The sequence below is a fragment of the Moritella viscosa genome (assembly GCF_900120065.1).
Classification (GTDB): Bacteria; Pseudomonadota; Gammaproteobacteria; order Enterobacterales; family Moritellaceae; genus Moritella; species Moritella viscosa.
In genome coordinates this window covers 18,704-32,877 of sequence record NZ_FPLG01000015.1, presented here as the reverse complement: position 1 = coordinate 32,877, position 14,174 = coordinate 18,704, and the positions used below count along the sequence as shown (strand labels likewise).

Annotated in this window: 11 protein-coding genes and 1 pseudogene; 5 read left to right on the top strand and 7 right to left on the bottom strand. The window is 42.5% G+C overall.

All coding sequences use genetic code 11. From position 1 onward, the window contains the following. Positions 1 to 141: 141 nt before the first annotated feature. Complete coding sequence (locus tag BT797_RS02305) at positions 142 to 2,181, bottom strand: sensor histidine kinase (protein ID WP_244534097.1); 2,040 nt, start codon at positions 2,179 to 2,181, stop codon at positions 142 to 144. Positions 2,182 to 2,183: 2 nt separating this feature from the next. After that, positions 2,184 to 3,650, bottom strand: a complete 1,467-nt coding sequence (locus BT797_RS02300; protein ID WP_045109164.1) for a sigma-54-dependent transcriptional regulator — start codon at positions 3,648 to 3,650, stop codon at positions 2,184 to 2,186. 257 nt (positions 3,651 to 3,907) lie between these two features. On the opposite strand from BT797_RS02300, the gene BT797_RS02295 reads away from it, so the two are divergent. From BT797_RS02295 to BT797_RS02275, 5 genes and pseudogenes are all read left to right on the top strand, one after another. Beyond that, positions 3,908 to 4,735 carry an ABC transporter substrate-binding protein gene (locus BT797_RS02295; RefSeq protein WP_075470983.1) on the top strand — a complete coding sequence of 276 codons (828 nt, stop codon included), beginning with the start codon at positions 3,908 to 3,910 and terminating at the stop codon, positions 4,733 to 4,735. A 23-nt stretch (positions 4,736 to 4,758) separates the two neighbouring features. Then, positions 4,759 to 5,460 (top strand): ABC transporter permease, encoded by a 702-nt coding sequence (locus BT797_RS02290; RefSeq protein ID WP_045109162.1) that lies wholly within the window; start codon positions 4,759 to 4,761, stop codon positions 5,458 to 5,460. Between the two features lie 75 nt (positions 5,461 to 5,535). Then, positions 5,536 to 6,180 (top strand): annotated as a pseudogene (locus BT797_RS02285) (ATP-binding cassette domain-containing protein); the annotation flags it as partial. Further along, positions 6,167 to 6,754 carry a molybdenum cofactor guanylyltransferase MobA gene (mobA, locus tag BT797_RS02280; RefSeq protein WP_045109160.1) on the top strand — a complete coding sequence of 196 codons (588 nt, stop codon included), beginning with the start codon at positions 6,167 to 6,169 and terminating at the stop codon, positions 6,752 to 6,754. The pseudogene BT797_RS02285 and the gene mobA, both read left to right, overlap by 14 nt. A 10-nt stretch (positions 6,755 to 6,764) precedes the next feature. Beyond that, complete coding sequence (locus BT797_RS02275) at positions 6,765 to 8,555, top strand: bifunctional molybdopterin-guanine dinucleotide biosynthesis adaptor protein MobB/molybdopterin molybdotransferase MoeA (protein WP_075470982.1); 1,791 nt, start codon at positions 6,765 to 6,767, stop codon at positions 8,553 to 8,555. A 133-nt stretch (positions 8,556 to 8,688) separates the two neighbouring features. On the opposite strand, the gene BT797_RS02270 is transcribed toward BT797_RS02275, so the two are convergent. The 5 genes from BT797_RS02270 to BT797_RS02250 form a co-directional block, all read right to left on the bottom strand. Beyond that, positions 8,689 to 9,744 carry a formate dehydrogenase subunit gamma gene (locus BT797_RS02270; RefSeq protein WP_075470981.1) on the bottom strand — a complete coding sequence of 352 codons (1,056 nt, stop codon included), beginning with the start codon at positions 9,742 to 9,744 and terminating at the stop codon, positions 8,689 to 8,691. 104 nt (positions 9,745 to 9,848) lie between these two features. Next, positions 9,849 to 10,466 (bottom strand): formate dehydrogenase FDH3 subunit beta, encoded by a 618-nt coding sequence (fdh3B, locus tag BT797_RS02265; RefSeq protein WP_045109157.1) that lies wholly within the window; start codon positions 10,464 to 10,466, stop codon positions 9,849 to 9,851. Positions 10,467 to 10,478: 12 nt separating this feature from the next. After that, positions 10,479 to 13,334: a formate dehydrogenase subunit alpha gene (locus BT797_RS02260; protein WP_075470980.1), complete on the bottom strand. Its 2,856-nt coding sequence runs from the start codon at positions 13,332 to 13,334 to the stop codon at positions 10,479 to 10,481. Positions 13,335 to 13,346: 12 nt separating this feature from the next. After that, positions 13,347 to 13,541: a twin-arginine translocation signal domain-containing protein gene (locus tag BT797_RS02255; RefSeq protein ID WP_045109155.1), complete on the bottom strand. Its 195-nt coding sequence runs from the start codon at positions 13,539 to 13,541 to the stop codon at positions 13,347 to 13,349. A 23-nt stretch (positions 13,542 to 13,564) separates the two neighbouring features. Next, a complete protein-coding gene (locus BT797_RS02250; protein ID WP_244534096.1) occupies positions 13,565 to 14,164 on the bottom strand; it encodes a TorD/DmsD family molecular chaperone in 600 nt (199 codons plus the stop codon). Positions 14,165 to 14,174 lie beyond the last annotated feature (10 nt).

The following is a 14,174-nucleotide window of genomic DNA, read 5'->3' as shown; positions in this document are numbered from 1 at the left end:
ACTCAATCATTATTTAAGACCGATATAAACTAACAAGCAATTATGTATTTTCTATTTCAGTAACATGACAGTTTTTATAATCAGCCATATAAACTGTTAAAAATTGCACCTTTCATTCGGTGACAAATAAAACCCATCTCGCTAATACACCTCAACAGGCAGTAATAAATCATTATGTACGACGGCTTTTTCGTGTAAATAAATAGAGAATGTCGACCCGATACCAAGCTCAGATTTCACCGATATTTTGCCGCCGACTTCGCTAATAATACTTTGACTCACAGATAAACCTAACCCTGTACCACTACGACGTGTTGTGAAAAATGGGTCAAAAATACGCAATAGATTGTCTTCACTGATACCACAACCATGATCACTAATATGTACTACAGCACCAATAATATTACCGCCATCATCATGCCAGTCTTCAGTTTTAATCTTCAACAGACCTTTATCACCCATAGCATGTACACCATTCATTTGCAGGTTAACTAATACTTGTAAAAGTTGATGACGGTTCACTTCCACACAACATTTAGCATCAAGTTGCGATTTAATCTGTACATCGGCAGATTTAGTGCCTGAACCAACCAAAGTTAAGCTTTCTTTTACAATCAAATTTAAGTGCTGCCAAGTGATCTCATCTTGTACCCCACCTTGACGGCTATACTGCAATAAGCTTCGAGTTATGTTACGGATACGATCAATCTGCTCATGTATCGCTTCAAGCTCTTCAGTAACTCGTTGACTGTCTTCTCCGAGCTCGAGTTGCAACAGTTCCACATTACCGAGGATCACCGCTGTGGGATTGTTAATCTCGTGGGCAATACCAGCAGTTAATTCACCAAGGGCTGCCAGTTTTTCACTCATCACGAGCTTACTACGCGTTTGATTTAGCAACTTAATATATTGCTCTAATTCTTGGGTTTTATCATGTAAGCTCTGCGTTCGGCTGTGGACCTTATCTTCAAGTTCCAGCGAAGCCCGTTTAATTAAATCATTACGCTGTTGTAACTGGTCTAACATAGAATCAAATTGCTGACCAAAAATCGCGAGTTCATGATCCTTACATAATCCCAGATCACCAATACGACGATTTAACCCCAATGGCACTACTCTCACCACATTATGGATCTTTTCAATCGGTCTAAATAAATCCCGTGCGCCACGATATACCAAGCCACCAGAAAGTAATAATACCGCTATAATACCCACGCTAAATTCAGCAATATTCGTTAGAAACGTTTCCAATAATGGCCACTCTAAATAACCAGTGTAGAGCATACCTATCACATGACCATCATAGTCTCGTAACGGTTCATAAGCAGAGATGTACCAATCATCGTAAACGAATGCCCGACCAACCCAATTATCTCCACCAATGAGAACCTGCTGTTTTACTTCTAGAGAAACACGGGTGCCAATTGCCCGACCATTAAGCTGCTCACTATCAAGCGGAACATTAGTGCTAACCCGGATATCATCCATAAAGAGTGTCACAGTCCCAATACTGTCTAACGGTAATGTGCCATCGCTGTAAACAAGATCACGAATACGGTCAACCAGTTGGGTGCTATTATTCAGTAATATACCACCATCAATAATCCACTCTAGCTGATTATTATGATTAAAAATCGGGAGTAAATTGCGACTAATAAGCCCTCTATACTCTAATTTATTTTCACGTAATAGCGGGATCTGAGCTGATGCAGGCAGCGTACTATTTAATGCCAACAATTCATCATGATTAAGTACTTGAAAAAACGTTTGTGGTTTGGCGGTAAGTAATAATTGCTGATTCACCAACGGGAACGAGTCTAATGCTGACGCTGGGTGTAATACCACAAAATCTAATGCGTAATTCTCAGCTTGGCGTTTAACCCATTCCGGTAACTTGCTTTCATTTGTGCGCAATAAATGTTGGAAATCGTAAGATGAGGACAGTGACGTCAACTTCATCCGTTGTTCTTTTTGCAATAACTCAATACTGTTATGCGCAACAGCCAGATCCGATTTCACGTTCATTAATGCGTTTTGCCATGTATAGGTCACTGTCCAGTACATAGTCAATGCGAATAAAGCAAACAGTGTAATCACTATGGGAACAGATGTAAGCACTAACAAACGATAGCGTACCATGGTTCTAAAACGCTTAATCCATAACAGTATAAATTGTTTCATTTTCATAAGGCTGCTTCATCAATCCATTCTTTATATTTACGCTCTAGCGTTTTACGTGCCACACCAAGCTTACGTGCAGCCGCTGATTTATTCCCTTCATGAGAATCAACTACCTGCATGATATGTGCTTTTTCAACTTCTTTTAATGTCCATGTCGTTGGATAACAATATTGTTCTTCATCACCGTTAACTTCGGATGAGCAACGACAAGGACTCTCTAAATTAGCTTCATCCATGCGTATCTGGTCAAATGGTGTAATAGCTGCTCTTGGCTGCCTTGCCGCATCACCTTGCAACTCTCGCCAATATTCAGCTGGCGGTTTACCGAGCAAAATACAACGTTCCATCATATTCCGCAATTCACGAATATTACCAGGCCAGTCATATGCTTGCATTGCTTGTATATCTTCGTGTGTCCAACTGACACTCTTCATGCCTAAATCATTGGATAATTTAAGTGTAAAATGATGTGCTAATGCAGGAATATCTTCAACACGATCACGCAAGGGCGGTAAATCCACCGTTAGTACATTTAAACGATAATACAGATCCTGACGAAAACGCCCTTCTTCCACTTCCACTTTTAAATTACGATTTGTAGCTGCGACAATACGCACATCGACCGGAATTTCACGCTCACCACCAACCGGTCTAATCGCTTTTTGCTCTAATACCCGTAATAACGACGATTGCATGGCAAGTGGCATTTCACCAATCTCATCGAGGAATAAGGTACCGCCGTTGGCAACACGAAATAGCCCTTCTCGGCTTTTTTTAGCGCCCGTAAATGCGCCTTGAATATGACCAAACAATTCACTTTCTAATAGGTCCGGTGCAATCGAACCACAGTTTAATGGTACAAAAGGACCATTACGTAAACTAAGTTGATGTAAAGCCCGCGCCACTAATTCTTTACCGGTACCCGATTCACCTTCAATTAATACAGCGGCCATGGATGGGGCAATCTGGGTTATCAGTTTTTTCATTGATAAGGTTTTAGTGGCATCACCGATAATATCGATAGGAAATGTACGCTCAATATCACGTTGCAGCGCAAAGTTCTGACGTTCCACTAAACGACGTTCAATACACCGATTTACCGATTGCATCATTTGTTCGAGGTTGAACGGTTTTAAGATAAAGTCTGAAGCACCAGCCCGTAACGCTTTAATCGCGGTATCTAAATCGGCATATCCAGTCATAAATATCACATCACTACGACGTGTTTGCGGATCAAATGCTTCGTGCCACTCAATACCAGAGCGCCCTGGTAAATTAATATCAACAATAAGTAAATCGAAATGGCAGCGCTTACGGAGTTCTTCTGCTTCTTCGATGCTGCCAGCAGTATCAACTTGGGCAAATTTTTTACTTAACGCTTTCTTTAAGATCGCGCGCATACCCGGTTCATCATCAACAACAAGTACAGAGACCGCAGCCCAAGAGGGAGAATAAGTAAATTCTGACATAAATATAAATAACTACCGTAATTTTTTAAGTTGCGACATTTTGTCTCATATCGACTAACAAAGTCAAAACTGTTTCAATCATTTATTTACGATCGATTTAATTAAAATATTATTTATCTTTTAAATTAAATACTTATTTACACGCCCAGCGTTTTATCTGGTTTATTTTTAATTTGGCATCTAATTTGCTACATAACGAGAAATACGGTGATTTTTCAACTAACTCATATAAATAGCTTTAACGCCAGGAAGACCTAATGACTGTAAAACCGATGAAATTTATCCAAACATCGCTTGCCTTATTCGCACTTGTAACGGCTGCGGGTGTCAATGCCGCAGACGACATGAAGATCCGTCTTGCTACCACAACTAGTACTTATCATTCGGGACTGCTTGATTTTTTGTTACCTGAATTCAAAAAAGACACGGGTTATACGGTTGATGTACTTGCAGCAGGTACGGGGAAATCACTACGCATGGGTCAAAATGGCGATGTTGATTTGGTCATGACGCACGCAGCAAAATCAGAAGCGAAATTTGTCGATGCGGGTTACGGTGTACTACCACGTCAACTCATGTATAACGATTTTGTCCTTGTAGGCCCAAAAGCTGACCCAGCAAAAATCAATGCTGGAGCAGATATTGTGAAAGCATTAGCTGGCATCGCATCTTACAACGCAACCTTCATCTCTCGTGGTGATGATTCAGGCACCAACAAAAAAGAACTTGGCCTGTGGGCTCAAACTAAAATGGAACCAAATTTCGGTGGCTACAAAGCGATAGGTCAAGGCATGGGACCAACGCTAAACATGGCATCGGAACTACAAGCGTACACGTTAACTGACCGTGGAACTTGGTTAGCTTACCAAAATAAACTAGACCTTAAGATTGTTGTACAAGGTGATAAACGTTTATTTAACCCATACCAAGTGATCTTAGTGAACCCAAGCCGTTATCCAGATATCAATTACCGAGGCGCAAAGATATTCAGTGATTGGTTAGTTAATCCAAAAGCACAAACCATGATTAACAGTTATAAACGTAGCGGCGAGCAATTATTTGTTGCGAATGCCAAGTCTTCATAATCGTATAGAAACCTAGATACTTAATGGATATTTGGCAAACCACCCAACAAGCTGTTCAACTCCTTTTAAGTGGCGATATGGCACTGTGGGGAATTGTCGGTGTGTCATTTTCAGTATCTTTACTGGCGATTGCGTTGGTACTAATACCTGCATTGTTAATCGCATTTGCTCTCGCATACGGAAAGTTCCAAGGGCGTTGGTTATTGCTATCATTATTCAATACCTGTCAATCCATCCCGACGGTTGTGATTGGCTTATTACTTTACATGATGCTGTCTCGTGCAGGTCCTCTCGGTAATTGGCAAATGCTATTTACCCAAAAAGCGATGATCTTGGGACAAATGATGGTTTGTTTTCCGATTTTAGTATCCATGATGCACGCCGCGTTTCAAAACAGCGATCGCCGTGCTTGGGAAACAGCATTAACCTTAGGTGCAAGTCTACCTCGCGCATTATTAAGTTTGATGTGGGAGTGTCGTTTCCCACTCCTTGCCGCCATTATCGCCGCATTTAGTCGTATTATTACTGAAGTTGGTTGCTCTATGATGGTTGGCGGTAATATTTTAAATTCAACGCGGAATATACCCACGGCGATCGCATTAGAAAGCTCAAAGGGCGCGTTTGCACAAGGTGTCGCCCTAGGTATGGTCTTATTGCTCCTTGCGCTAGGACTTAACTTTTTATTATCCTTCGCTCGTGGTAAAGCCCACTTGCGCACCAATTAGACTAAGGAATAGATAGTGCCACAAATTACTATTCAAGCAGAAGATATCTCGATTCGATTTAAAGATCGTCTGCTATTTCACATTCCTCATCTTAAGTTCGGTCCGCAAGAAGCCATTTATCTCACTGGTGCAAATGGCGTAGGTAAGACCACATTATTAAAAATATTATCCGGTTTACAACGCCCAACCACAGGCAAAGTAAACTTACAGTGCAATACTTGGTTTCGCCGTTTATTTAGAAGTAACGCCAAAAATGGTGTTATTTATATGCACCAAACACCCTACATGTTTGACGGTAGTGTACTTGATAACGTTTGTTATGGATTAAAATTCACCCGAAAAGGCCGTCAAGAGCAACGAAGTGAAGCGATAACAGCGCTACGTATGATAGGGTTAGAGACTCTCGCTAATGAACATATTTCGGTATTGTCTGGTGGTGAACGCCAGCGCGTGGCGATGGCAAGAGCATGGGTACTCAAACCCAGCGTGTTATTAATGGATGAATCAAGCGCCAGCATGGATACAGAATCCATTGAGCGCCAGGTGGTGCTAGCCAATGATTTACTCGAGCGCGGTTCAACCTTAGTTATCACCAGCCACCAGCAAAATGCGCTTACCGCACTTTGTCGCCGTCAATGGTGCATTAACAATAGCAAATTAATTGAACGAGCAGATCTACAGCTCATCAAAAAAGATAAGGATACTTATGCCTTCGGCTGAACAAACAAGTTGGGTAATTTTAGCGGGCGGACAAGCCAGCCGTATGGGCGGTAATGACAAAGGTTTAGTTAAATTAGCCGATAAAGCGATGATCGAGCATGTCATCGATACACTTTCGCCACAAACCAACAAGATAGCCATTAACGCCAATCGAAATCAAAACGTTTATAGCCAATACGGCACTGTATTTGGCGATCAGCTACAAGGTTATCAGGGTCCATTAGGCGGTATGCATGCTGCTATTTTACATTTAAACGATGCAGAGTGGATTGGTTTTGTCCCCTGTGATTGCCCACAGCTACCAAGCGATTTAATCGCCCGTATGGCAGCAGCGTGTAAAGCAGATACTGATATTGTGGTCGCCCATGATGGTGAGCATATTCAACCAGTAGTGACACTATTACATCGTCGTATTTTACCAAAACTAGAAGCCTTTTTAGCGAATGGTGACCGCAAGATCATTCTACTGTACCGTCAATGCAACATGCTCACGGTTGACTTTAGTGATCAACCGAACGCCTTTATAAACTTAAATACACCTGCAGAATTACACCAGTTTGGACACATAAAATGAGTCTACATCTATGAATAAAATCTACGCGTCACTCCCCTTACTCGGCTTTGCAGCATTCAGCGGTACAGGAAAAACAACATTGTTAGAGGCAATACTGCCTAAGTTAGTTGCGCGTGGTATTCGTGTTGCAGTAATTAAGCATGCGCATCATGATTTTGATATCGACCAACCGGGAAAAGACAGCCACCGCCTGCGCAAAGCGGGAGCCAGCCAGATGCTCATTTCATCGCGCAGTCGTCGTGCTTTGGTAACTGAAACGCCCGATGAAGAAGCGACATTACCACACTTGATCGCTCAGCTGGATCAAACTCAACTCGACCTGATCTTAGTTGAAGGCTTTAAAAAGCTGAGTTTCCCTAAAATTGAATTACATCGTACAGAAGTCGGCAAACCTTGGTTACATCCAGCAGACAATAATATAATTGCTATCGCAGCGAATGTGCCTGCGAATAGCCACTTACCACAACTTGATATTAACGATCTTGAGCAGATCACCGAATTTGTGATCAGCTTTATTCAAGGCAAAGTAAGCACTTTTGTTCCAGATCAACCACAAGGGTTGCAATGTGGCGACCTAACACCACAAGGTATGTTATCTGTCGCAGAGGGTCGAGACCGTATTCTTGGTCATATTGTACCACTTGCGCAATCACAGACTGTTGATTTGAAAACAGCTTTGGGTCAAATTGTCGCACATGACGTGATTTCGCCAGTGAATGTGCCACAACATACAAATTCAGCAATGGATGGCTATGCTATCCGTGGTGATGATTTAACAGCAGAAAGCTACCAAGTTGTTGCGCATGTAATGGCGGGACACTGTTACGATTTGCCACTTGAAAAAGGCCAAGCAGTACGGATCATGACAGGTGCTGCAGTTCCAGAGTGTGCCGATACAGTCGTCATGCGCGAACAAGCTGAGCAAATCGACAACACGGTGCGCTTTGATCTGAGTATGGCTGCAATTAACACTGGTCAGAATGTACGTCAAGCAGGCGAAGATTTAGCATTGGGCCAAACAGCCGTAGCCGCAGGTAGCAAGATCAGCGCACCAGAGTTAGGCATGATAGCCTCACTCGGCATTAACCAAGTGACAGTTAAAAAACCTGTACGTGTCGCCATCTTCTCAACGGGTGATGAAGTACAGCATCCTGGTGAGACACAAAAGAATAACTGTATTTACGATTCCAATCGCTACACTTTGCACTCCATGTTAAGCCAAGCAGGCTGTGAAGTGATTGACTTGGGCATTATTGAAGACAGCGAAGCCGCATTAGAAGTAACATTGCAGCAAAGCAGTAAACAAGCTGATTTAATCTTGTCATCAGGTGGCGTATCTGTTGGCGATGCCGATTACATCAAAACCGTATTAGATAAGCTAGGACAAATTAACTTCTGGCGTATCAATATGCGCCCAGGTAGACCCTTAGCATTTGGCCAAATTAACGACACGCCATTTTTTGGCTTACCAGGTAATCCAGTTGCAGTGATGGTCGTGTTTTTACAATTTGTTGAACCTGCGATCCGTAAGCTACAAGGGATGACAAATTGGCAACCACAAGTATTCAATGCAGTTGCTACAGAGCGCTTCCGCTCTCGTCCTAATCGTACTGAGTATACTCGTGGTATTTTTGGTTTTGATGCTAATGGTCGTTTAACCGTGAAAAGTACCGGACAACAAGGCTCTGGTATCCTACGTTCTATGAGTGAAGCAAATTGTTTAGTTGAAGTGTTACCTGAACAAGCAAATGCAGAAATTGGCGATTCGGTTCGCGTGATCCCATTGCAAGGCCGAATTTAACACTCATTGACCTGTAACTACAGGTCATTAATTTAGTGCTATGTTAATAATGACATAGGGCTATATAAAATAGTGGCGTACTCACATTACGCCACTATTCCCAATTCTTACCAGGCTTTATTACGTCTTAATTTTACTGTTTGTCACCTAACTTAGTTGATGACTCTTTGCTTGGTTTATTCTCTGGTAAGTTTTTTACTTTTTCATACCAAATATCATGATGCTCTTTCGCCCATGTTTCATCAACTTCACCCGTTACCATGCCTTCTAGTGATGCTTCAATACCCACTAGACCGACATAAATATGGAATACAAAACCGCAGATCAATACTAACGACGCCAGCATATGGACTAAGTTTGACAACTCCATATCCCGACGAGTTTGATCAAAGAGGGGGAAATCGAGAATAAAGCCACTGAAGATAATAAATACGCCACAGAAGATTAGTAACCAGAACAGCGCTTTTTCACCGCCGTTAGAAAAATCAGCTGATGGATGCGTGCCTTTATGTTTGCCAGCCATGCCGCCCATTTTCTTAAACCAGTTAATATCGACTTTGGTAAACAGGCTCTTACGCCACCACTTAACCATGACTGTAAACAATAAAATAGCAAATAATGGCCCGACATAATTGTGGAACTGTTTCGCGCCATAAATAATCATAGCCCAAATATCACGTGGAATAATAGGTTTAATAAAGTGCTTACCGTACACCAACGTCAATCCCGTCACAGCAAGGCTTAAAAAGGTAAATGCCATACTCCAATGCAATATACGATCGACCAAACTCCAGCGCTGGATCTTGCGGCCTGTTCTTGCTTTACTTAATCTTAGTGGACCAATAGTAAAGTAAGCCAGTACGACTAAACCAATACTACCAAAAATAGCTAACGCACCTAATGGCGACATCCACTTTTCTTTCAGAATAAACCAAGCTTGACCAGGTACACTGATCAACACACCGTGTTCCGGTGATTTTGACGTCGTATAGCCCTCTTGACCATCGCGTACTGCACGCCAATAATCAGCGCCAGCAAAACCAGCAAGCTCACCTTTAACTGCTGACTCACCTAAGCGTTCACTCGTTGTATTTTTATCCGCGGTTTCATTAGCAAATGCCGACAAGGTAAAGCTCAGCATTAATGCACTCACTAACAGAGTGAACCAATGTTGAATTCGCTTAGTCATTAAATCTCCTCACTGTATCTCACTACAGCGCTAAATAGGCACCTGCATATCACTAAACAGGTTACCTATGTTTATATTACAGCTAATCTATATCGATGAACTAATTAGCTTTCTTGCGATTTACTTGCATCATAAGCAAGCTCATCTGTACTTGCCCAACCCGCGTTTTTAGCACCGCGTGCAACAACACGTTCAGCATAAACATCAGAGATTTTTGCAGCATCACCAGCAAGCAATGCTTTAGTAGAACAAAGCGATGCACACATGGGTAATTTACCTTCAGCAATACGGTTAGCACCGTATTTTTTCTTCTCTTCTTCAGAACCCGGTTCGACACCTGGACCACCAGCACAGAAGGTACATTTGTCCATCTTCCCACGTTCAGCAAAGGCATCTTGTTTTGGAAATTGCGGCGCGCCAAATGGGCAAGCAAATAAACAATAACCACAACCAATACACAGATCTTTATCGTGTCGCACAATACCGTCTTCAGTACGTTCAAAACAATCGGCAGGACAAACGGCCATACACGGCGCATCAGTACAATGCATACAAGCGACAGAGATTGAACTTTCACCCGGTTCACCGTCGTTTAAGGTAACAACACGGCGGCGTTGAATGCCCCATTGTAATGCATCATCATTTTCATTCTTACATGCGGTTACACAACCATTGCATTCAATACAACGTTTAGAGTCACACAGAAATTTCATACTCGCCATCGGAATGACTCCTTACGCTTTCGTAATTTTACAGAGGGTTACTTTAGTTTCCTGCATTTGTGTCACAGGGTCATAACCATAGGTTGTCGCAATGTTTGCAGATTCGCCCGATACATACGGCGTTGAACCTTCAGGATAGTTACCACGCAAATCTTCACCTTGGAAATAACCACCAAAGTGGAATGGAATAAAGGCAAGACCTGGTTTAACACGACGTGTAACCATTGCTTTAACGTGAATACGGCCTTTTTCTGCACCTTCAACCCACACCATTTCGCCATCTCTGAAACCTAAATCATTAGCATCTTTCGGGTTTACTTCAACAAACATTTCTTGTTGTAATTCAGCTAACCATGGATTTGAGCGGGTTTCATCACCACCGCCTTCATACTCAACCAAACGGCCAGAAGTAAGCACGATCGGGTATTCACCTGATACATCTTTATCTTGGATTGATTTGTATAATGTTGGCAGACGGAACATCGCTTCACTGTCATTCCACGTTGGGTAATCAGTCACAAGATCACGACGCGGTGTGTATAGCGGTTCACGATGAAGTGGCACGGCATCTGGGAATGTCCATACCACTGCACGCGCTTTCGCGTTACCGTAAGGGATACAACCGTGTTTGATTGCCACACGTTGAATACCGCCAGATACGTCAGTTTTCCAGTTTTTACCTGTTGCTTTCACTTTTTCGTCAGCCGTCAGTTCGTCCCACCAGCCAAGTTGCTTAAGCAGTTTGTCACTGAACTCTGGGAAACCACTCTCTAACTCACAATCTTTTGAATAACTGTCGACTGCTAATAAGCTTTCGCCATTACGTTCAACACCAAAACGTGCACGGAAGTTACCACCACCGAGCGCAACAGGTTTCGATGTATCATAAAGAATATGAGTACCTGGGTGTTTCATCTCTGGCGTGCCCCAGCATGGCCAAGGTAGACCGTAAGTCTCACCATGAGCAACACCACCTTCAGCTTCAAGCGTTGTTTTGTGGAACGTATGCCAGTTTTTCTGATGATCCTTTAGACGTTCAGGACTTTGACCTGTGTAACCAATTGTCCACATACCCTTGTTGAACTCACGGGTAATGTCTTCAATAACAGGTTGGTTGTTCTTCACTTCAATATTTTTGAATAATTGATCCGCTAGACCTAATTTTTTCATTAGTAAATACATGATCTCATGATCAGGTTTTGATTCGAATAGTGGTTCAATTACCTGATCACGCCACTGAATTGAACGGTTTGTTGCAGTAACAGAACCCGTTGTTTCAAATTGCGTCGTCGCTGGTAGCAAATAAACATTGTCAGTACGGCCGTTCATTACAGCTGCAACACCTGGATACGGGTCAACAATAACCATCATGTCCAGTTTGCCCATCGCTGTGCGCATTTCTGGTCCACGGGTTTGTGAGTTAACCGCGTGACCCCAATAGAACATGGCACGAATATTATCGTTTTGCTCGATATTGTCTTTATTTTCTAATACACCATCAATCCAACGTGATACCGGAATACCGGCATGGTTCATTGGTTTTTTACCACGGTAAGCATTTTGATCAAAGCGGCCTTTTAGCCACTCATAATCAACATCCCATACGCCAGCCCAATGCTTCCAAGCACCTTCAGAAAGACCGTAGTAACCTGGTAAGTTATCTGCTAATACACCAAAGTCAGTCGCCCCCTGTACGTTATCGTGACCACGGAAAATATTAGCACCACCGCCTGGTTTACCCATGTTGCCAAGCGCAAGTTCAAGGATGCAATATGCACGCGTATTATTGTTACCCGTTGTATGCTGCGTCCCCCCCATGCACCAAACAACACAACCAGGACGGTGTTCAGAAAGCAGTTTCGCCGTTTCATAAACATCCGCTTCTGATACTCCAGAAACACGCTCTACTTCAGCAGGTGTCCATTTTGCAACTTCTGCACGTACATCCTCCATGCCATAAACACGTTGGTGAATAAATTCTTTATCTTCCCAACCATTTTTAAAGACGTGATATAACACGCCCCAAACGAAAGCAACGTCAGAACCCGGACGTAAAGACACATAATGATCTGCTTTTGCAGCAGTACGGGTACGACGTGGATCAGCAACAACAATTTTACACTTGTTCTTTTCTTTGGCGATAAGGATATGCTGCATCGCGACTGGATGCGCTTCAGCAGGGTTTGAGCCGATAAACAAAATTGATTTACAATTATGCATGTCATTTAGCGAGTTAGTCATCGCACCATAACCCCAAGTATTTGCTACACCAGCGACTGTTGTAGAGTGACAAATACGTGCTTGGTGATCGACATTATTGGTGCCCCACATCGATACCATTTTACGGAACAAATATGCTTGTTCATTGTTATGCTTTGCAGAGCCTAACCAATAAACAGAATCAGGACCGGATTCTTCACGGATCTTAAGTACCTGCTGACTTACTTCTTCAAGTGCTGTTTCCCAGCTCATTTTAATCCATTTACCGTTAACCAGTTTCATTGGATATTTAAGACGTTTCGCACCATGACCGTGTTCACGCAGTGCGGCACCTTTTGCACAGTGACCTCCCGCATTAAACGGATGATCAAATGCAGGTTCTTGACCTGTCCATACACCTTCTTGTACTTCGGCATAAATACCGCAGCCGACTGAACAGTGAGAACAAATCGTACGTTTTATTTCAACTGGTGATTCTGGTTCGACAGATTTCGCTTCAGCTTTTTTCATCATGCCCGGTGCAAACATACCAACACCGACAGCCCCCGCAGCGGCAGTAATTGAAGAGTTACGCATAAACGAACGGCGCGAAATACCCAGTTGTTTTTCGTCCTTGTTGACCGTATCGGAACGTTTAGTTAATTTCATTTAGAGCTCCGCTTATAGAGAATCGTAGTAATCACGAATGTGTTGAGTTTCATGGTAACCAGTTGTATTTTCTTTCTTATTTTGCGTGTCAACAGATGCATTCACAGAGGTCGAAACACCTGTTGCAATCACACCTGCTGTGACACCTAAACCAATATTCTTTAACAATTGGCGGCGGTTTTCATCCGGCTTATTTTGTTTACTCATCCAGTTTGATCCTCATATCGTTATTATTTTTTTATGTCGATAAAACGTATTTTTTCAATGCTTAAAAATTGCAACGCTAGCTCGGCGACTGCGCTATAAAACACCGCGTTTTTCGCTACCTTTAAATCCTGACAAAAACGCTCAAACCAGGTATCGATATGGCGATTAAAAAATTCAGCTTGTACTTTTTGATTACTTTCTGCGACTAACATCGTCATGACTTCGAGCAATGCAGCAATATGATCTTCCGGTTCTTTCACGTCTTCATCACGTTGAAAACCCAGTTTTTTCAAATCATGGCGTAAATGCGCTAATGGCATTTCCATTAGTGAACCGGTGAGGAACCAAGAACCAAACGGCACGATCTCACCATGACCAATACCAATAAACAAATCTTGGTATTCATCTTCAACCGCGGTTAATAAGGTCTTTTGTGACGCGAGTTTTAATAACGGCCAAGCTGCCGACATACCCGTGGTTTGAATAAGTTCGTTCGGTGCATCCACATCTAAATTCGCTAACCAATCAATAACCTCAGCATCGGGTGCCTTACGTAATAAGTGAGCAAGTAAGCTATAAATATCGATACGTAATCTTGTTTCTTCAGCAACTGGCTGTGACATGTTTTGTGTT

Bases quoted from the DNA above. Each gene is read 5' to 3' on its own strand.
- BT797_RS02305 (WP_244534097.1), bottom strand. From the start codon at position 2,181: ATGAAACAATTTATACTGTTATGGATTAAGCGTTTTAGAACCATGGTA.
- BT797_RS02300 (WP_045109164.1), bottom strand. From the start codon at position 3,650: ATGTCAGAATTTACTTATTCTCCCTCTTGGGCTGCGGTCTCTGTACTT.
- BT797_RS02295 (WP_075470983.1), top strand. From the start codon at position 3,908: ATGACTGTAAAACCGATGAAATTTATCCAAACATCGCTTGCCTTATTC.
- BT797_RS02290 (WP_045109162.1), top strand. From the start codon at position 4,759: ATGGATATTTGGCAAACCACCCAACAAGCTGTTCAACTCCTTTTAAGT.
- mobA (WP_045109160.1), top strand. From the start codon at position 6,167: ATGCCTTCGGCTGAACAAACAAGTTGGGTAATTTTAGCGGGCGGACAA.
- BT797_RS02275 (WP_075470982.1), top strand. From the start codon at position 6,765: ATGAATAAAATCTACGCGTCACTCCCCTTACTCGGCTTTGCAGCATTC.
- BT797_RS02270 (WP_075470981.1), bottom strand. From the start codon at position 9,744: ATGACTAAGCGAATTCAACATTGGTTCACTCTGTTAGTGAGTGCATTA.
- fdh3B (WP_045109157.1), bottom strand. From the start codon at position 10,466: ATGGCGAGTATGAAATTTCTGTGTGACTCTAAACGTTGTATTGAATGC.
- BT797_RS02260 (WP_075470980.1), bottom strand. From the start codon at position 13,334: ATGAAATTAACTAAACGTTCCGATACGGTCAACAAGGACGAAAAACAA.
- BT797_RS02255 (WP_045109155.1), bottom strand. From the start codon at position 13,541: ATGAGTAAACAAAATAAGCCGGATGAAAACCGCCGCCAATTGTTAAAG.
- BT797_RS02250 (WP_244534096.1), bottom strand. From the start codon at position 14,164: ATGTCACAGCCAGTTGCTGAAGAAACAAGATTACGTATCGATATTTAT.